This window comes from Bradyrhizobium sp. Bra64, assembly GCF_024519875.1.
Lineage (GTDB): Bacteria > Pseudomonadota > Alphaproteobacteria > Rhizobiales > Xanthobacteraceae > Bradyrhizobium > Bradyrhizobium japonicum_G.
Genome location: NZ_JALJRD010000001.1, coordinates 1463248 through 1482365 on the forward strand (window position 1 = coordinate 1463248; position 19118 = coordinate 1482365).

Genomic DNA, 19118 nt, shown 5'->3' on the forward strand with positions numbered 1-19118 from the left:
AATGTGCCATGAGAGTGCCATGTGACGGGTCGGTGGCCGTCACCGGTACCAAGGGTAATCCTCGACATGAAGATATTCAGCATTTGTTGCGTTCGAGACGAGAACGACATTGTCGGCGAGACGTTGAAAGCGGCTCTCGAATGGAGCGATCGGATCTTCGTTTTTGACAATGGAAGTGTCGATGGAACCTGGGAGACGCTTCAAGACTTGGCGAATTGCTATCCCAAGATCGAGCTTGTTGGCCACGACGATCGGAGGTTCACCGATGAGCTACGCGGGGAAATATTTGAAACGAGACGGCACGTAGCGTCGCCGGGGGACTGGTGGTGCAGGCTCGATTCTGACGAGTTCTTTATCGATGATCCGGCGCAGTTCCTTGGGAACGTGCCCCAAAGCTATGGCTTCGTTCTTTCGGCGACTATGAATTTCTATTTCACGGACGCCGATCTGAAGAACTACGAAGAGAACCCGGCTGAATGGCTCGCCCGCTCCGTGCAAGAGCGGCTCAGGTACTATCAGAACAACTGGAGCGAACCGCGCTTCGTTCGCCATCGAGGCGATCTCCATTGGGGCGGATTGATCTGGCCACATAATCGCGGACGGACATCTCCATCGCGGATACGTTTAAAGCATTTCCCATATCGCTCGCCGGCGCAGATATCCAAGCGACTGGCGATACGTCAACAGCAGCCGGGGCTGTTCAAGCACGAGGCGAACCGAGCGCTTGCGAAGGGCTTGCAGCCTGACTGGATGGAAAAGGGTCCAATGCCCTTTCATGAGCTGGCCTCCTGGCGCGATCGCGTGAGAGAGGCCGCTGAATGTGACGTTGATCGGGGCGATGGAATGTTCTTCATGCGCGATGACCTCATGCCGCCACTTCCGTCGCCGGCCTTGGACCTGGTGAAGGTCGGTCTGCGGCGGACCCAGGTAGGGAGAGCAATTGTGTCACCGCTCCTGAGATGGCGTCGAAGCCAACTCGGCAGGCGGTGAGCCGTCTGTCCCACTTGCGCGCGATATCAACGGCCGAACCGAGCTGGACGAAAACTGACAGGAGCAGAGAAATATGGTGGTGAAAGACCGACTGAAATCGTTCGTGAGGTCAGCAGGATACGAAATTCGCCGTCATCATCCGAATTTGGCGGAGTTCCTCCGATCCCGTTCCGTAAACCTTGTTCTGGACGTCGGAGCGAACGAGGGCCAGTTCGTACACGATCTCAAATCCCAAGGTTATGCAGGGAGGATCGTCTCCTTCGAGCCTGTGGTTGATGTGTTCAAGAGACTCGAGAAAGGGTGCGAGGCCGATCAGAAATGGGAGTGCCGAAATTTGGCGCTGGGCGATATCAACGGTATCATCCAGATCAATGTGAGCAAGAACACGGCGATGAGCTCGATCGTCAGCCAGACAGAGATCGGTCGGAACAGCATCTACGAATCCCAGGTGGTTCGCGTCGACAAGGTCCGGATCGCCACGCTCGATTCGATATTTGAGGAGTTCGTCGGCGAGCGTGTTTTCCTGAAGGTTGATACGCAGGGATTTGAGCAAAGCGTCCTGCGCGGGGGGGCAAACTCGCTTCATCGCCTGGTTGGCGTCCAACTCGAATTGCCGCTGATCCATCTTTATGAGGATACCTGGAAGTTCGATGAAGCACTCCGCTTCATGCGTGAGGCTGGCTTTACGCTGAGCCAGCTGCGTCCGGTGACCTACTACTCCCGGGATCCAGCGTCGCTGCTCGAGGTAGATTGCCTATTTAGGCGGACTGATTACGCCGATGGTCTCAGCTACGATTAATTGCCGAACATTCCTGAGATCGTTCTGAATCTGCGATTAGGCGCCCACTCGGCGGGAATAGGCGCTCGAGATCGGGAAGCCGAACAGCAACCAGTAGCGCCATAGTGCCATGATGAGCGACGTCAACAGGATCGCCACTCCGGCGCCATGGAGTCCGGCGAGCGGCAACAGCGCCAATTGCGCTATCACTAGAACTCCTACCGAGGTCAGGTTCGTGACCGTCGTCAGGCGGTCAAGATGCGCTGTAAACAAGGCCAAGACGCCGAAATCGGCCATATAGCGAACAGCCAGTCCAGCGACGATCAACCAGAATGCCGACCACTGGACGACGAGCGCGGGCTGAGCGACCCATGGCAGAAGGACCTGGAAGGCAAATCCGACCGCCGTGCTGAGCGCAGCGGTCGCGAGCGCGGTTGTCCGCAGGAAGCGCCAGGCCAGCTGACGGTGCGCCGAGGGGCCGCTGGTCCGATATGCGCTGATCAGCGATGGGCGCTGCTTTTGTTGAAGGACCAGAGCCAGGAAGGTGGTTGCGGAACTGCCGACCGTCCAGAAAAGGAAGTAGATGCCGGCGACTTTCAACCCCAGGAACAGTGTGATCAGGTAACGGTCGATATACTGGCTCGTAATAAAGCCGAGGTCGCTCAACAGCATGAGGAAGGACTTTCGGATCGCGTCGGTGATCACTGAACGCCTGAACGGCCGGAAGAAGGATGCCAGCCATGGCCATGACCGGCTCAGGAAAGCGAACAGCCCCACTGAGGCAACGCCTCCCACCAACCAGAAGCCGAACAGATACGGAAGCGATCTGAAGCTGGTGTCCCAAATGGCGAGCGGAACATAGAAGAGGATCCAGGCCGCGCCGCGGATGAAACCGATGGCGTTCGCCCAGACGTGCCGCTGCAGGCTGGAAAGGAGGTAGAAAATGTCGTTGCCAACATGCTCGAACATGATCACGGCGACGATGAGGATCCAGAGAGGCGGAGTGCCGAAGAGGACGGTGACCAGCGTCGTGATCGTCAGAAGAACCGCGTACGCTAAGACCACGAAGCACCAATAGTGGCGCATGCTGTCGATCATTTCGCTGGTGGAGGCCGTTACGGCGTCGCGCATCAGCAGGTGGTTCATACCGAGATTGACCACGATCGGAACGGCTGCGATCGCGCCGGCGGCGAGGCCATAGAGACCCAGCGACGACAGATCAAGATAGCGAGCAATGAACAGGGTGAGGCCGAATTTGCAGCCCATGACGCTCGCCCGCATGGCCATGACCATTAGATCGACGAGGAGGCGGCTGGGAGAGTCGTTCAAGGCTGGTGTGCTCATGATGCAGGCAATGAATCAGGCATAACAGATCACCATCGCATTCATCTCGCGTCCGGTCCGCTCGATCGGAAAACCAATGACTCCCGGGGGAGCCTATGGGTGCGAGAACCGGCCGAATTTGAGAGGCATCAATAACGGTTTAAGCCGACAAATGTGGCCGACAGTGCTTGCTGTCAGACTCGTGGGTCGGGAAACGGACCACAATCCGTGCGGTTACCGTCAAGCGAGTTGTTCCGGTGTGCTGCGCCTCAGGCGACGCAAGCGGGCGGCGAGAAACGGCGGACAAAGGGCGACAGCAACGAAACGAAGGACGGCTTGCAGGCTGACGCCATGAAGATCCCGGCGAAATTGCCAAGCCACGCTCGACATCTCCACTATGCTCGCACCGCCTTTACGAAAATCTGTCAGCGTGATCAGTCCCCGACGCGCAAAGCAGCGCCTGGCCTGGAGCTGGACGGTTTTGCGCAGCTGTGTGTCCTGGACACTGGATTCGGCAGTCTGCGCGATCAAATCGGCTACCTTGCGTGCGTCGTGCAGAAGCTGCTCCACCCCCAATCGAGCCGTCTCAGAATCCTCGTGATAGGTGTAGGTCGCACAGGCCTCGTTGATGAGACCTGCTTTGCCGAGAAGTAGCAGCGGCGCCCAGGCAGCGACGTCGGCCGTGTGCGGCAGATCCAGCGGGATGCCGCCGCGCTCGCGCAGGAGGGCAGTGCGCATCACCACGCCGCATACGTTAACGGTGATCTGGTCGGTCAGGAACGCATTCAGAATCGTGGTGCCGTCCCGAATGCCTGTATCGAGAGTCCGACTGACGCGTGGAGGGCGCGTCTGGCCGAGCGAGGCCGCATGTAGATTGCTTAGGGTAATGACGATTGGAAGTTGCGGGTGTTGGTCGATGAGGGCAACGCATCGCTCGAGCAGCGACGGCATTATTCTGTCGTCATCGGAGACGAGGATGATGTATTCGCCTCGAGCATTCGCGAGACATGCATTCCAATTCGGGAGCAGGCCGATGTTCGTTTCCTGGGTGATGACGCGTAATCGTGGGTCGCTAAAGTCGTTCAAGGTCTGTGCGGTATCATCTGGCGAAGCATTGTTCGAAACGAGGACCTCGAAATGGGGGTAGGTCTGCGCCAGGGCCGACGCGACGCATCCCTTCAATAGGGCGGCACGGTTATACGTGGGAATTGCAATCGTCACATAGGGATGGCTTGTCGTGGCCGGAGGCATACGACTCGCGATTGCATTCGCAATATTCGAGGGCGGACACTCCGTGATATTTGCCGAATGTGTCATGGAATTTCGATTGTCAGACCTGTCGTCGCGACAATCGCCATGAGACGCTCGGTCCGGTATTGTTTGGTTCCCGATCGAAAGTGAACTTCCTGGAATGCACGGCCGGCTCCTTCCACGTGTGAAATCGCACAAGGGCGTCATGGACGGCGAACGGCATCATTCTGGGCGCGCCCGGCATCATCTAGACTGCGACAGACGGGGTCCGAGTTGACGGCTATCAATTCCGTCGCCCGTTGTTCGTCAAGCCGCGGCTGCTTGCGTGAAGGCGTTCCTCACGGGCGGGCGCAAGCGAGCATGCGAGGGCCGTGAAACGGCGCCCCGAGGTTTTGTTCTATCCCATCGCGAGAAAACTAGTGTTGGGCAGGCAACGAGAGCGTCTGCGCGAGTGAAGCGTTCGGATCGGCCGCGAGAGGCCCGTTCGTCACCGCGCTGGTTGTGATCGCATCGGTTGCGGCATATTGGTTCATTAGCGCAACCGCCTGACTTGCACTGCTCAGCAGGGACGCCGAGGCAGAGCTCGCCGGCTTTGCAACCAAAGACACATTGTCATAGAGCGCACCGAGCCCGTCACTGCCTTGGCCCGCGACCTCGCGGAATGTCACGCGGTCCTGCCCGCCTGTACCGGTCACCGTGAAATCATAGTTTTGCCAGGTGCTGTCGGGAGGAACCAGCCCAACGACCGAGCCATTCCAGAGGACTTCGATCGAGCAGGTCGAGCTTGTGAATCCCGGGCGCGAGCGCGCATCGAAGGAAAGGACGTATTGCTGCCCCGCCACGGTTTTCACATCCTGGTAAAGTCCGTCACGGGCTCCAGCATAGTCCAATTCGCCGTAGTTGACGCCGTCGCTCGCTTTCACGCCATTTAGATTGTTCCAGAGCTCGATGGTTCCGCCACTGATGGCGTGCCAGCCTGGGATAGCATCGAAGGCCCCCCAGCGGCCGCCTTGGAGTGGCGTCAGCGAGGATGACTCGAACGATCCGTTCACCAGGAGAGTCTTATCCGCGCCCCCCGGTAGTGAATCGGCTGGCGTCGCCGTGGCGACGGTGAGTTCGATATTGTCATAGAGGGCACCCAGGCCGTCGCTGCCCTGGCTAGCTACTTCGCGGAAGGCAAGGCGATCGTTGCTGCCGGTGCCTACGACCTTGAAATCATAGGCGTCCCAACTACTGCCAGGCGGAACGGTCGCAATGACTGAGCCATTCCACAAAACTTCGATCGAGCAGGTCGCGCCGGTGAAGCCGGGCCGTGACCGCGCATCGAAGGACAGTTGATAAACTTGTCCCGCGACGGTCTTGACGTCCTGGTAGAATCCATCTCGGGCGCCGGCATAGTCGAGCTCGCCAAAATTGCCGCCGTCGCTCGCCTTGACTCCGCCAAGATTGTTCCAGAGCTCGATCGTGCCGCCGGAGATCGCGGTCCAGCCGGACACCGACTTGTAGGCTCCCCAACGGCCGCCAGCGAAGGGCGCCAAAGACGTTGCCTCGAACGACCCGTTGACAAGCAAGTTCTTTCCATTTGCCGGTGGTGAGGTGACGGGCGCGCTCACCGTCACATTCAGGGCGGCAGATTTCGTGCTGACGTTGCCCGCAGCGTCAGTGGCCATCGCAGCAAAGGCATGGTTCCCGGTAGCCAACTGGGCCGTTGTCAGGCGCCAAGCGCCGCCCGCGTCAGCAGTGGTCGTGCCAATCACGGTCGTTCCCTCAACGACCTTAACCGTGCTTCCCGCTTCCGCCGTGCCGCCCAACGTCAGTTGCCTGGTGTTCGTCGTCTTGGCCGCGACGGTGCCACTGTCCGGTGTGAATGCGGCAATCTTGGGGGCTGCTGGCGCAAGCGTGTCCACAAGGATACTGCGAGAAGCGGATTTTGAACTGACGTTGCCTGCAGCGTCTGTGGCGGTTGCGGTGAAAGCATGATTGCCGTCCGGCAATTGGGCAGTGGTCAGGCTCCAGGTGCCGCTCGCACTGGCCTTGGCCGTGCCAATTGCGGTGGTGCCCTCAAATACCTTGATGGTGCTGCCCGCTTCTGCCGTTCCGCTCAACGTCAATTGCTTGACGTTGGTGATGTTGTCTCCGACGGTACCTGTATCCGGCGTGATTGCGACTATCGTGGGCGATGCCGGTGCCAGCGTGTCGGAAGGCTCGACTGGAGGAGAAGATCCAAACAACGGCGGAGGCAAGTCTGCCTGGAACGCCGCAGTGCTCATGGAATAGTAACCGATCGTCTTCCACTGGGTTGATAGCTCAACCCAGTTGCTGCCTCCGACACCTGGATTGTTGCTGTGGTCGGCAAGATACGGCGCTGTCGCGTTGCGCCACCAGTCCACGCCGACCATGCCCACCAGCTTCGCGTTGGGATCGGTCTTCCTCATGTCCATCTGGACGTAAACGCCGTCGACCGTGCCAGCTGCGTAGGTCCCGCGCGATCCATACCAGAAATGATCGTTGTATCCGGTCGAAGGCGCATCAAAGCTCGCCGCTCCGTTTGACAGGCGAGTCACCGTCATCGGATAAGCTGAGTTACCGGCGAAATCAGAGACGAAATGCCCGCCTCCGATGCCAAGCTTTGACTGGTCCTGAACCAGCAACCACTGGCCGGTCTCCTTGATGTGCACGTAGGTTCTTGCGTTCGCGACTTCGATGTCCGAACTTGGGGACGCTGGAGCCCCTTCCTCCGTATAGACCTGCCCCCAACCTTCGACCGCGGTGAAGCCGGCGGGCGGGGTCATCTGACCGCCAGGATTCCAACCCTTGTACCAACTGTAGCTGTGCGGAACACCGGCAGGATACCCCTCGCTGAGCCCAAGCGTGTTCTGTTTGATCAGCTCCGATAGCGAAATCCCCATTTCACTTTCCTAGTCGTTCGAATGTGTGAATGTGAGACAACGTTTAAAGCTGCCCGCGAACGTGCGAGGACAGAACGCACAATCGACGTTTCGCCGTTCGCGCCAACTAAACGCTGTTTCTGCTGATACTCGAAAGTTGCAAGAACCGGCCCGACGCCCTGCGGCCATCGTCTCGCATTACCGAAATCGGACTTGCCGAATCACCTTGAGCCTTTCCACAAAGCATGAACCAAGCCGCAGTAAAGTTCAATCGACGCGTCGCAACGAACTCTTCACAGCTTCTGCGACTGCACTCATTTTGAGCAACCGGTCGTCAGCGCAACGACCTGCAAATGCAACCTAGCGCATTCCCGAGTTCACGCTCGCAACAGAATCTGTCGTCAATGTGATTGATTTGTTGCGGAATGAGGTGGCAGTGAGGCGCTCTCCCATCATCGCCGTCTAATGGTGGCGTTTGCGGCTTGAGGCAGCAGGAGCTATTTTATCACCACGTTTGCTATCACGAGGAAATACCGGCTGTTTTTGTGTTTGGCTCGCTGTGGTGTGGTCGCATGTTGAGCGCATTGCGTCGAATTGTCCCGCCTCAGTGAGACGCATGCCGTTTCCGACATTTGAAGCTTTGAGCATCGACCCTTCGACGGGTGCGGTGGTCGAAATCCCTGCGACGAGAGGTTTCCGCACCTCTTATTGTTGCGCCGCTCATTATTGAGCATCGTCAACTCGATTGGAACGGTTGGGTCTAACCGAGAGGAAAGGCGTCTCTTCTGTGGTTCGCCGAAAGGGTTCGAGACGGAGGCATCACGTGATCGGCTTTCGTGCACAGACCGGAATTTCGAGTGTTCTATCGGACTGGCTCGATCTTGCGCGCGGCCTCGCTGCCGTCGAGGTGCTGGCATTCCATTCCTATCAGTTGATGTTCATGGAGAAGCTGCCGGGCGAGAGTTACGACCCGGCAATGAGAGCGGTCTATTCCATTCTGTGGGCAGCAAGCGCGAATGGCCCCGCGGCTGTTCTCGTGTTCTTTGTTTTGAGCGGTTACCTTGTGGGAGGGCCAGCTCTGGTTGGAGCCTTGCGAGGACGGCTGAACGCTGTTGACTATTTCTCGGCGCGCTTATCGCGCCTCTATGTCGTGCTCCTGCCTGCGCTGACGATATCCTTCTGCCTCTATATCTCGGCGCGGCAGTCAGCGGGGTGGCAGGTATATGTGTCCTCGCATCAGGACGTCTACAATAATGCGGTCATCTTTCACGCGCCTGTTGGCGCGGCCGCCGCGATCTGCAACGGCCTGTTTTTCCAGACGATAGCCTGTTCGGAATTCGCAGGAAATGCGGCCCTCTGGAGCTTGTCGAACGAATTCTGGTACTATGTGTTGTTTTTTGCGCTGATTTCGGTGCGTAAGAAACCGGCCTACATCGCGATGATCTTCACGGTCTTCGGGCTGTTTGCGCTCGCCGAACACCATGACGCGGGCGGCACGCATGTCGGTCTGAAGTTTGTCTTCTTTTTTTTCATCTGGTGCTTCGGCGTGATCGCCTATGCGGTGATTGCGCCGGCCTGGGCGTGGTGTTGCGGCTTTCTCTTGAGCATGACGGGACTGTATCTTCTCACGTTGAAGGGCATCTTCCCTCAATGGGCGTCGTTCAGCATGGTGGTCGGGTTAGGGACGGCCGCATTCATTGTTGGCATAGACCGTCTGAAGGTGCGTCTGCCTTCATTTCTTCGAGCCGGCAGGGAGCTCGCAAAGTTCAGCTTTTCCCTCTATGCGATTCACTATCCGATCCTGCTGCTCCTGAACGTCACCGCCGCCAGTGATCGCCAGGAATTCACGCTGGCCTCGGTCGGGCTTAACGCAAGTTTCATGCTGGCCTGCCTGTTCACAGCGGCAATCTTCTATCTCGTTTTTGAAGCCCGCACCCCAACGATCCGCGACTGGTTGAGGGTCAAGATGCTTCGCGGCTGGACCGACAGTCGTCTGCTGCATCCTACGGTGGCTGTTGACGCCGCCGCTCTGCCATACGCGCTCGGATCTGATCGTGCTGCGGTGCCCCCTGCTGCCGCCGGAGCCGGACCGTCCTTTCCGTCGGCTGCCTCTGGAATGCCGCTGAAGCAGGCAGAACCGTCGCGAGGGCGCCTTGCAGCAGTCGCAACTCGAGTCCCGATGGTGTCGCTCAAGGACGGCCATGCATTGCCTCAGCTCGGCTTTGGAGCCTGGCAGGTCGACAACGCGATTGCGCCGGAAGTCATCACATCCGCGATCAACGCAGGCTATCGCTTGATCGACACGGCTGCGGATTATGGAAACGAGAGCGGAGTTGGCACGGCCCTGAAGCAGGTAAGAAACCAATTCTATATCACGACGAAGCTTCGCAATGAGGATCAGGGATACGATCGGACAATGCGTGCGTTTGACGCAAGCTCTGCTAGGTTGCAACTCGACGTTGTCGATCTCTATCTGATTCATTGGCCATGCCCTCAACGGCGGGCATATATCGAGACTTGGCGTGCGCTCATCGAGCTCCAGAAACAAGGACGTGTCCGGTCGATTGGTGTATCGAACTTCATGGCCGATCATCTGGAACGCATCGTGCATGAGACCGGCGTCGTACCAGCGGTCAATCAGGTCGAGCTGCATCCAGCGTTCCAACAGCGCGAGCTACGGAATATCCACGAGCGCTATGGCATCGTGACTCAGGCATGGAGTCCGCTCGGGCGGGGCGCGGCTCTCACCAATCCGAGAATATTGGCCATCGCAGAACGGTGCGGCTGTTCGCCTGCGCAGATCGTGCTTCGCTGGCACCTCGAAAACGGCACGATCGCGATACCGAAATCGGCAAAGGCAGCTCGCATGGCCGAGAACATCGACCTGTTCGACTTTGAGTTGACCAGCGACGACCACGCCGTCATTTCGAGGCTCGATCGGCCTGATGGTAGAATCGGCCCCGATCCTGCATCCTATGGGCAAACGGGCTTATTTCGTCGACTGACCCGTCTCCTATCGAGGACTTGAGGCAGCTCGGGTTTTGTCTTTCCGTGGCTGCCGGTTGAGCTCATATCGGCTCAGTTTGTCGGAACCGGCGGCTTGGAAGGCGCTGTACGGGCTTCCGCAGGGCGGCCAAACAGCGAACTCCACGCGGTTACGAGCATGTACCGCACTCGATCCACGAGCATTGAGACGAACGCCAGGATCTGCTTCTTCCCTGTCATCACCCTGGATTCGAGCAGATGCCAGGATGCAATCGCGAAGATCGAGGTCACGGCAAGGCTGATCCCAAAATTGACGTACCAAATGCGGTAGGTCGGCAAGAACTGGGCAACTGTTTGCTGAACGGGAAACCCGTAAAGATAGATGCCATACGAGTAGTCGGTCACCCGGGTGACAGGTCCGACGTTGAAATTGAGTAGTCCGACATACACCGTGAGGTAGCTGACGAAGAGCGCGGCGAGATCCTCTCCGGCGCGGCTCGAGGCGAGGACGGAAGCAACGAAGCCAACGAGGCTGATCAGCAGCAGCCAACGCGAAAACACGATCCGGGTTCGATTCAGGAACAGCGCCACTCCGCACAGGAAGGCGAGAACTAGCATCCGGCCCGGTGGAGCGGCAAGCGAAGCGGGCTTCCCGCCAACAATGTCACGCAGCGCCAATGCGCTGACTACGAACAGGACTGCGAACAAGAAGAGTCGGCGGCGCCTCGTCAAGCCGATTAACGCGGCCGCACTGATGGCAACATAACATTCTAGTTCGTGCGGAACGGTCCAAAGCTGGCTGTTTACCATGTTTGGTACGGGCAAGTCGGCAAAGACGCCGGGCAAATAAAAGTGAACGTCACCGATTGCATTGAGGAAGTAGCGAAAGAAGGCGGGGTCGGTGAAATAGTGCGACAGGGCGAGGTTTGTGAAGAGCGGGCCGATCAGCATAGCCGAGATTACGACTTCTGCAGTCAGGGCGGGAACTATCCTGATGACCCGCAGCGTGACAAAAGCCGGAAGGTTGTTCCGTTCGAGGCTTCCTGCAACGAGGAAGCCGCTGAGGGCAAAGAAGGCGGGGACGATAAGCCAGACAATGGGCTTCAATGAGCCACCATAGAACCATTGTTCGGCGGGCAAGCCGTAGCAAACCGCGACAGAGTGCCAAAGAATGACGGCGACTGCCAATGAGATGCGCAGGAGATCGAAACCCGCGGGCCGTCCCTTCGCCGCTTCCCACTTGTCACCGATCGATGTCATCGCGTGTTCTTCCGGGGTGGTAGGCGTTCGCCTCGATCTTTGAATATCGGCAGCGCAGATCGGCAAGTTGATGATCGTCAAATCGTTTATGCACGCGAACGCTTGTCATGACGCGGTGAGCGGCATCAACCGATGTCTGCCGAGTTGACGGTCATCAACTTGGTCGTGCCCCAGCGAACTACGGTCAGAACTGCGCCATCCGAAAGTGCATCTGCGCATGTTTCGGTCGGGAACCTAGGACAGGAGATCCCTATGAAGGTTGTTATTCTCGCCGGTGGCTACGGTACGAGATTGAGCGAGCAGACTTCGGTGGTGCCGAAGCCGCTGGTTGAGATCGGTGGTCGTCCGATCCTGTGGCATATCATGAAGCTGTATTCCCATCATGGCCTCAACGAGTTCGTCATCTGCTGTGGCTACAAGGGCACGATGATCAAGGACTATTTCATGAGCTACCTGTCTCACCAGGGAGACTTCACGCTCGACCTTCAGCGCAACCGCATCGAAATGCATCGAAACGGATCGGAGCCTTGGCAGGTTACGCTGGTCGATACCGGAGAGAAGACGATGACCGGGGGACGCCTCAAACGAGTGCGCGAGCATCTCGGGAATTCGACCTTCTGCATGACATACGGCGATGGCGTCAGCGATGTCGACATACGTGCGCTAATCAAATTCCACCATCAGCAGGGCGCGTTGGCGACTGTCACCGCGGTCCAGTTACCCGGCCGCTTTGGCGCGATCAATCTCTCGTCTGATCGCCCCCGCGCGGCCGGCTTTCGCGAGAAGGACGCGACCGACGGTCAAGTCATCAACGGAGGTTTCTTCGTTGTCGAACCTCAGGCCCTCGATCTCATCGACGACGACAGCACGAGCTGGGAAAGCGAGCCGCTCGCCCGTCTGACCGAGCAGGATCAACTGGCTGTCTACAGGCACCGTGGCTACTGGCAGAACATGGACACCTTGCGCGACAAGGCCATTCTCCAGGATCTCTGGGATACCGGGGATCCACCCTGGTACGTCTGGAATAAGGGCGTTGCCGCGAATGGAAGCAACAAGTTATCGCACCCCGCAATCGCCGATCGGACAACAATCTGAGGAGATGAAGCAGATGCGCGTTCTCTTCACTGGAGCTGACGGATATATCGGTGCGGTGCTCGGCCCGAGGCTGCTCGAGCACGGTTACGATGCGATCGGGATCGACACGGGCCTCTACCGCCGCGGCTGGCTATTCGATGACGGCAGGACACGGCCAATGGTCATGTCGCGCGATACGCGGCAGTTGTCACTGTCTGATTTGGAGGGGTTTGACGCTGTGGTGCACCTCGCGGAGCTCTCCAATGATCCGCTGGGAGAGAATGACCCTGCGATCACGATGGAGATCAACCATCGCGGCTCCGTGGAATTTGCCCGCAAGTGCAGGGAGGCGGGAATCGGGCGATTCATCTATGCGTCCTCTTGCAGCATCTATGGAGCGGCCGGCAGCGAGGTGAAATCCGAGACGTCTTCTTGCGAACCTCAGACGGCTTATGCGCGATGCAAAGTGCTCGTCGAGCGCGATCTCGTCGAACTGGCTGACTCCCGGTTCACGCCCGTGTTTCTGCGTAACGCCACCGCGTTTGGAGCGTCTCCCCGGCAGCGCTTCGATCTCGTCCTGAACAACCTTGCGGGGTGGGCCTTCACAACAGGAAAAATTCGCGTCATGAGCGACGGCACCCCCTGTCGTCCGTTGGTCCACATCGAGGACATCTGCCAAGCCATCCTGTGCGCTTTGGACGCTCCCCGCGAAGCGGTTTGCGCCGAGGCGTTTAATGTCGGCGATGAAAGTCAGAATTATACGGTGCGCGAGATCGCGGAGATCGTTAACGACACTTTCACCGATTGCGATCTTTCGTTTGGTCCGAGTGGTCCGGACAATCGCAGCTATCGCGTCTCCTTTGCGAAGATTAGGGCCCACATGCCGAATTTCCGCTGCCAATGGAATGCGGAGCGCGGCGCGCGGCAATTGAGCGGGGTATTCCAGCGCATCCAATTAGACGAAGCGACCTTCAATGCCGCGCCATTTACTCGCCTTTTGGAGCTTCGACACCTGCAGCACACCGAGCAACTGGATCTTCATTTGCGGTGGACGCCAATTCCCGAAATCGTGCCGGCGCTCGCGCGCACTTAGTAGCCTTTGCGGCGGGAAGGTTCGCGTATTTGCCTGCCGATGCCGATGGACCCAGGTCGAAGCCCGTCCGCGCGGCAGCGTTGGAAACGAATTGCTATCACCAGTTGACTTTTCCTCAACTGATCATAATATTATTGCAATGCGGCAATCCTGATTATGGGTGGCCGCGTATGGCCGGAGGGAAGGGAACACCGAGCAGAAGTACCAATGGGTGAGGTTGTTTTGCCGTTTCATCAGTTCAAGCTGCCAACGATGTGAGAGTCCCGGGTAAGAGTACGGGATTGCTCGGAGATTGAGCAGTGCCAGTCATCCTAATAGTTGATCAGCACAGTGTTTATCGTAGCGGTCTCCGAGATGTAGTTGAGGCCAAGTTTAAGAAGTCCCGCGTCATAGACATGGCACAGCTTGAGAATTTTGAGCTGGAGACAGGCATCGATTTGATCTTGATCGATCTAGGTTGTCTTAACCAACGTTCGCTCTCGGTTCTCTCGGAAGTCGTCGACTTGAGGCCCGCTACTCGTATTGCAGTGATGTCGGCTTCGAGCAGCCGTACGGACGTGCTGAAATGTCTTTCGGCTGGATTTCATGGATTCTTGCCCAAGCTTCAGTCGGATGAGGAATTGCTGTCCGCGGTCGGCGATTTGCTGTCTGGACGCATCTATGTTCCGCGGTGGTTGGCCGATGATGATGTAGGCCGACCAGAGCCCCCTCAGGCGGTCAACTTCAACCTGGAGGCTCTGCGATTGACACGCCGGCAGAACGAAATTCTTCCGCTGCTGGCCCAAGGAATGTCGAACAAAGAGATTGCGCGCGAGCTAAGCATCGCGGAAGGAACCAGCAAGATCCATACAGCGGCGCTTCTGCGCGCGCTTTGTGCCCGCAATCGGACGGAGGCGGCCTTTATAGCCGCGAAGTTGGTCGGGCCCAGGGACAGGTTGGCTAGCAGAATGAGAAGCAAGAGGTTCTCGATCGACCGGGGTAATGGCTCAGGCCCAGGTTCGGAGTTGATCGTTGGCGATCGATGGGCGCAGCCCACGGACAGGCCTCTCTTTCGAAGACCAGCCGGGTGATCGCTGCATTTTCCAGCTTGCCGCGCTTGGCAACAACGTCTTGCTCGGCGCCGGCTGCTAGAGATGCAACCCCGGGGCCGTGTCCCCGGCGAATGGTGGTGGAGAGCTCGGCAGAGCAACGCTCCCCTACGCGCCTGAGATCCTAGCGGGTCGGCAGCTTTGCGGAGACTGGAGAGTCGCCGGTAGGATTGGGTTGCGACGCGCCAGCGCAACCGAGGAACCACCGATGATCGACGATATCATGACGCTCCGCGCGCTCGTGGACGAACCAGGTGAAAGCCCTATCGTCCGATCGAGGGCGACTGGCCATATCTGTGGATCGACGCAACCCAAGTGAAGGGCTAGCCAGCAGGGATGCATCGTCCGGGTCGTGGCGATCGTCGCGGTCGGCGTCAACGCCGATGGCTGGCGCGGGGTTCTCGGCAACGGATATTCAGTCTCCTTGAGGCAGCCTTCGCGGCATCGTCTCCGATCCCCCCAACGAGAACAAGGTTCTCAACGCCAGCTGGCAGCGTTGCCGCGTCAACCTCATGCGCAACGCTCTGGCGCACGCAAGTGGTTGCCATGTGAATTGTGGGAACCTCGTGGGAGGCTCGCAGCTTCGGATCAAATTACTCAGCAAGGACAATTGCGCTCCTCGACCGCAACTCTTCCCAAAAAATCGATCCGACAGAAGGCGCTGTGTAATTGGGCACAGCTGGTACACGCGTGAGCACTTTCACTGCGAGCTTGCACGAGCTTTTTGCTCTTTTGAGCGCGGCATAGGCAGCGAACAGTTTCTTCGCCCGACGGACTAGTCCAACTGGCTTATACGGAACCAGTAAAATCCTAACGCTTTAGCCTGAGTATCCTTCGGATTAGGTCCGCCTACACTTCAACGTATTGGATTACGTATTGAGGTGAATTCAAATGCTTACAGAATCCGCTTTACTTCAGGGTAAACTTTCTCCGCAAGTTCATAGATCGACCAGCGTTCCCGATTTTCGACGCCCGTCTACGTCCTTCGTACCTCGCTGCAGGGCTCTCTTTTGGGAAGGAGAGGAAGAAGCTCAGAAGATCGAGATCGTTGAGGGGGTCGTACGGGCAGTCCGCCTTCTTGAGAACGGAAATCGCCAGATTCTTGCTTTCTACTGGCCCGGCGATGTCGTTATGCCGACCCATTCAACCCATCAGCAGTTTACTGCAGAGGCCGTGACAGATTGTCGCGTTATCCGATCGAGGACTTCTGGGGTGTGCCGGAGCGATGAGCCCTGTGGGGCCCACCAGGTGCTGGCAGATACCCTCACCTTGGTGATGACCATGAGCCAAAAGAACTGCGTGGCGCGCATCGCCTGGCTCTTGCTGCGCATACGGCCACACTTGCCTGCGGACCCAAAACGCCCTGGCGCGCTCCGACTTCAGTTACCCCGGGCTGATATCGCCGATCACGTTGGAACGTCGCTCGAAACGGTTTGTCGTACCTTGGCCGAGTTCAAGGCGAAGAAGGTCATCGACCTTCCCAATCGTAAGACGATCAAGTTCACCGATCTTGAGGGGCTAGCGAGGATTTCCAACGGGCGAGCCGTTGATTAAACCGCTTCGTGCTGTAAGCGTCTCGCCGCGACTGTTCTTTGTGGTTCGCGGCGGGTTATCCTCGGATGTCGAACGTGATCAGATTGAGGCTTTCACAACTACACCGCCGCGCGCCAGGCCTTGATCGGCTAACTGGCTTTCGCATCGCTTGACCCGCGAACTCTCGTTCTCGGCGTTCCGGCCGAAGTCGAAGTGGCCTGTCGACGGAACACCGGTGCGACCGGCCTGCCAATCAGATGGGCTTCCGGCCCGTCCTCCAGCGCCTTCTGATATACGGCGAGTGCGCCGTCGATGGCCTCGATGGTTCGGTCGATATCATCGTTGGTGTGCGAATAGCTTGTGACCAGTGAGGGCGCTAGCAAGCCGCGGCGGATTGTCTCCTGGAGAAACAATGTGCGGAAGGTCTGTGATGGCACTCCGTCACGATCACAACAAGCATAGACCATGTTGGACGTCCGGCCGGCGAGCTTGAAATAGCGGGTTAATCCGCGGCGCTGCGTGGAGTCTTCGATGCCGGCCTTCAGGCGACTTCCTTGGCGATGGAGCGTCTCGATGACTGGTTCGTCGCGATAGGTGTTCATGACGGCCAGGGCCGCAGCCAAAGCGTGAGTCTCGGCACCATGTGTCGTCGAAAGCAGGAAGACGCGATCGCGATCATGATTGAGGCCGCCCAGCTCCATGATTTCGCGTCTGCCGAGCAGCGCAGAAATTGCGATGCCGTTGCCCATCGCCTTGCCGAAGGTCGATAGGTCGGCCTTAATTCCATGGTGACGCTGGGCAGAGCACTCCGGCCATCGAAAGCCTGTGATCATCTCGTCGATGATCAAGAGAGCACCGTTCCGATGACACAGTTCGTGCAGTTCGGCGAGATATCCCGGCGTCGGCGGTACCTCCTTTTCGGCTTCGAGGATCAGGGCTGCCAACCGACCCGGGTATCGAGCGAACAGCGCCTCCGCCGAGGACAGGTCGTTGTACCGGAATCCCTGTGTCAACTGCGCCATAGCCCGGGGTATGCCGGCGCTCATGGGTGTCGTGCAGATCGCCCAGTCGTCGTAGGAGAAGAAGGGCTGACCGGAGCAGAGCGCTATCATGTCCCGGCCCGTATAAGCTCGGGCAAGCCGTATGGCAGCCGTCGTGGCAGTTGATCCGTCCTTGGTGAATTTCGCCATTTCGGCGGCGGGGACGAGCTCGATCAGGCGCTCCGCACATTCGACCTCAAGTGCCGAAGGCCGCGTAAAGTTTGTGCCTTGTGCCAGCTGCGCGGCTGCGGCCTGCATGACAGCTGGAAAGCCATGGCCCAGCGACACCGCGCGCAGTCCCATTCCGTATTCGATGAACTCGTTGCCGTCGACGTCCCATACATGGCAGCCCAAGCCTCTCGAGATGAAGCCTGGCGCGAGGAGCGGGTACTGATCGTCGCCCTTCGCGTAAGTATGTGCTCCGCCCGGGATCGCAGCGCGCGCCCGAAATCGCAGCGCTCCCGACGCTGCGAAGTTGTCTAGATTTGTTTCCGCGAAAAAACTCGACCTAATATTCATCGCCAAACCCCTTTTCAACGCGTGATGTTCGAAGAACCGCAATTACGCGCCGCCCGGCTGCATTTGATGACACAAGAATGTCACGTATTTGAGGGTTCTCAACTTGGCATCAGCCGCGACCTGGAATCCAGACGACCTTTCCCAATTGCCGCAGTTCGGTCAGGCTGACTGCAAAGGTAGTCGACCTTTTGACAATCTCCGTTTTTTGGGGCGGACGCAGCTGGCCTGGCGGGGTACATCACCCCGCTACCCAGAGCATCGTTTGAACGCCGCCATTGCATGGCCCACCGTTATTGAGCTTTGTCAGATTGGCGAATTCAGCTCTGGCTAGGCTGTCGTGAGGTCATGTCACGGATTGAGTGGGCAATGTCTGAATTCGAACAACTCAGAAACGCAACCTACGCAACCCAGTTCAGGGGCACGAAAGCGGCGAGCCGAAGTTTCGAATGGCCTGTCCTCGGTATCGCATTTGCGCTGGTCAGCGTCGTTGCGTGGGATCTAGCTCTGCTGTGGCTTGCAGCCAAACTCTGTCGGATCGTGTTCATCTAGTAGCCTGAACCCAGCTATTTCATCTGCCTCATGATATTTTCCGAAACAATCCTCGCCGGCGCCTACACGGTGGAGATAGATAGGCATCAGGACAACCGGGGATACTTCGCTCGGGTATTCTGCGCCGACACATTTCTTGCGCACGGCCTCAAGCCCGTCGTCGCACAGGCAAGTATCAGCTACAACGCAAAACGCGGTACGCTGCGCGGCCTGCATTTCCAATATCCCCCAGCGACGGAAAACAAGTACGTCCGATGCACCAAGGGCGCGGTGGCCGACGTGATCGTCGACCTGCGGCCGGAATCGGCAACCTATTTGCGACATATCATCGTTAACCTCTCCGCGGACAATGGCCGCGGGCTCTACATACCGGAACGCTTCGCGCATGGTTTCATCACGCTCACTGACGACACAGAGCTGATTTATCTAATCAGCAACTATTACACGCCGGGCGCGGAAGGCGGGTTGCCGCATGACGATCCTTCGCTTGGAATTTCCTGGCCGGCAGAAGTGCGCGTGCTCTCGGATCGTGACAGGGCATGGAAGCCCCACAGCAATATCGGGAACGAATTGAAGGCCCGCATGAATATCGCTGTCCCCAAGAGGTCGTAGGCGAGGGCTCCACGTTCGCAAAAAGCAAACGTGACTTGACGACCGTCAATAGCTCTGTCCCGATCAACGCTAGCGTGTCGGTGACATCACAGATTGCCATCGGCAGGAGCATAGAATGCTGAAAGAAGCAGCATC

13 protein-coding genes and 3 pseudogenes are annotated in these 19118 nt (G+C 58.1%); 11 read left to right on the top strand and 5 right to left on the bottom strand.

Annotated features, from left to right (window positions below):
• Positions 1-66: 66 nt before the first annotated feature.
• Both NR187_RS07005 and NR187_RS07010 read left to right on the top strand, forming a co-directional pair.
• The gene (locus NR187_RS07005) at positions 67-990 is read left to right on the top strand and encodes a glycosyltransferase family 2 protein (protein WP_211384680.1); all 924 of its coding nucleotides are present in this window, start codon (positions 67-69) and stop codon (positions 988-990) included.
• Between the two features lie 73 nt (positions 991-1063).
• The gene (locus NR187_RS07010; protein ID WP_211384681.1) at positions 1064-1789 is read left to right on the top strand and encodes an FkbM family methyltransferase; all 726 of its coding nucleotides are present in this window, start codon (positions 1064-1066) and stop codon (positions 1787-1789) included.
• A 36-nt stretch (positions 1790-1825) separates the two neighbouring features.
• Here the strand turns inward: NR187_RS07010 and NR187_RS07015 are convergent, their stop codons facing one another.
• From NR187_RS07015 to NR187_RS07025, 3 genes are all read right to left on the bottom strand, one after another.
• Complete coding sequence (locus NR187_RS07015) at positions 1826-3112, bottom strand: lipopolysaccharide biosynthesis protein (protein ID WP_211384682.1); 1287 nt, start codon at positions 3110-3112, stop codon at positions 1826-1828.
• 219 nt (positions 3113-3331) lie between these two features.
• Complete coding sequence (locus NR187_RS07020) at positions 3332-4408, bottom strand: glycosyltransferase family 2 protein (protein ID WP_249129139.1); 1077 nt, start codon at positions 4406-4408, stop codon at positions 3332-3334.
• Between the two features lie 350 nt (positions 4409-4758).
• The gene (locus tag NR187_RS07025) at positions 4759-7251 is read right to left on the bottom strand and encodes an Ig-like domain-containing protein (protein WP_256806118.1); all 2493 of its coding nucleotides are present in this window, start codon (positions 7249-7251) and stop codon (positions 4759-4761) included.
• A gap of 802 nt (positions 7252-8053) precedes the next feature.
• Between NR187_RS07025 and NR187_RS07030 the strand changes: the two are divergent.
• Positions 8054-9133: pseudogene (locus NR187_RS07030) on the top strand (acyltransferase family protein); the annotation flags it as partial.
• A 213-nt stretch (positions 9134-9346) separates the two neighbouring features.
• Positions 9347-10258, top strand: a complete 912-nt coding sequence (locus tag NR187_RS07035; protein ID WP_256806215.1) for an aldo/keto reductase — start codon at positions 9347-9349, stop codon at positions 10256-10258.
• 50 nt (positions 10259-10308) lie between these two features.
• On the opposite strand, the gene NR187_RS07040 is transcribed toward NR187_RS07035, so the two are convergent.
• Positions 10309-11556, bottom strand: coding sequence for an acyltransferase (locus NR187_RS07040; protein ID WP_256806119.1), 1248 nt, complete (start codon positions 11554-11556; stop codon positions 10309-10311).
• A 171-nt stretch (positions 11557-11727) separates the two neighbouring features.
• On the opposite strand from NR187_RS07040, the gene rfbF reads away from it, so the two are divergent.
• From rfbF to NR187_RS07065, 6 genes and pseudogenes are all read left to right on the top strand, one after another.
• Complete coding sequence (rfbF, locus tag NR187_RS07045; RefSeq protein WP_211384685.1) at positions 11728-12570, top strand: glucose-1-phosphate cytidylyltransferase; 843 nt, start codon at positions 11728-11730, stop codon at positions 12568-12570.
• A 13-nt stretch (positions 12571-12583) separates the two neighbouring features.
• Positions 12584-13642: an NAD(P)-dependent oxidoreductase gene (locus NR187_RS07050; RefSeq protein ID WP_256806120.1), complete on the top strand. Its 1059-nt coding sequence runs from the start codon at positions 12584-12586 to the stop codon at positions 13640-13642.
• A 299-nt stretch (positions 13643-13941) separates the two neighbouring features.
• Entirely contained in the window at positions 13942-14712 is a 771-nt protein-coding gene (locus NR187_RS34955) for a response regulator transcription factor (RefSeq protein ID WP_211384687.1), read from the top strand.
• A 285-nt stretch (positions 14713-14997) separates the two neighbouring features.
• Positions 14998-15266, top strand: a pseudogene (locus NR187_RS34960) (transposase); the annotation flags it as partial.
• Positions 15267-15621: 355 nt separating this feature from the next.
• Positions 15622-15915, top strand: a pseudogene (locus tag NR187_RS34965) (hypothetical protein); the annotation flags it as partial.
• 63 nt (positions 15916-15978) lie between these two features.
• Positions 15979-16284 (top strand): Crp/Fnr family transcriptional regulator, encoded by a 306-nt coding sequence (locus NR187_RS07065; RefSeq protein WP_244550073.1) that lies wholly within the window; start codon positions 15979-15981, stop codon positions 16282-16284.
• A 128-nt stretch (positions 16285-16412) separates the two neighbouring features.
• On the opposite strand, the gene NR187_RS07070 is transcribed toward NR187_RS07065, so the two are convergent.
• On the bottom strand, positions 16413-17822 hold the full coding sequence (locus NR187_RS07070) for a glutamate-1-semialdehyde 2,1-aminomutase (RefSeq protein WP_256806216.1): 1410 nt from the start codon (positions 17820-17822) through the stop codon (positions 16413-16415).
• Between the two features lie 579 nt (positions 17823-18401).
• On the opposite strand from NR187_RS07070, the gene NR187_RS07075 reads away from it, so the two are divergent.
• On the top strand, positions 18402-18983 hold the full coding sequence (locus tag NR187_RS07075) for a dTDP-4-dehydrorhamnose 3,5-epimerase family protein (protein WP_256806121.1): 582 nt from the start codon (positions 18402-18404) through the stop codon (positions 18981-18983).
• The last annotated feature ends 135 nt before the right edge of the window (positions 18984-19118 follow it).

Excerpts from the sequence above, each read along its gene's own strand:
- NR187_RS07010 (WP_211384681.1), top strand. The coding sequence starts at position 1,064 with ATGGTGGTGAAAGACCGACTGAAATCGTTCGTGAGGTCAGCAGGATAC.
- NR187_RS07005 (WP_211384680.1), top strand. The coding sequence starts at position 67 with ATGAAGATATTCAGCATTTGTTGCGTTCGAGACGAGAACGACATTGTC.
- rfbF (WP_211384685.1), top strand. The coding sequence starts at position 11,728 with ATGAAGGTTGTTATTCTCGCCGGTGGCTACGGTACGAGATTGAGCGAG.
- NR187_RS07070 (WP_256806216.1), bottom strand. The coding sequence starts at position 17,822 with ATGAATATTAGGTCGAGTTTTTTCGCGGAAACAAATCTAGACAACTTC.
- NR187_RS07020 (WP_249129139.1), bottom strand. The coding sequence starts at position 4,408 with ATGACACATTCGGCAAATATCACGGAGTGTCCGCCCTCGAATATTGCG.
- NR187_RS07035 (WP_256806215.1), top strand. The coding sequence starts at position 9,347 with ATGCCGCTGAAGCAGGCAGAACCGTCGCGAGGGCGCCTTGCAGCAGTC.
- NR187_RS07015 (WP_211384682.1), bottom strand. The coding sequence starts at position 3,112 with ATGAGCACACCAGCCTTGAACGACTCTCCCAGCCGCCTCCTCGTCGAT.
- NR187_RS07075 (WP_256806121.1), top strand. The coding sequence starts at position 18,402 with ATGATATTTTCCGAAACAATCCTCGCCGGCGCCTACACGGTGGAGATA.
- NR187_RS07050 (WP_256806120.1), top strand. The coding sequence starts at position 12,584 with ATGCGCGTTCTCTTCACTGGAGCTGACGGATATATCGGTGCGGTGCTC.
- NR187_RS07025 (WP_256806118.1), bottom strand. The coding sequence starts at position 7,251 with ATGGGGATTTCGCTATCGGAGCTGATCAAACAGAACACGCTTGGGCTC.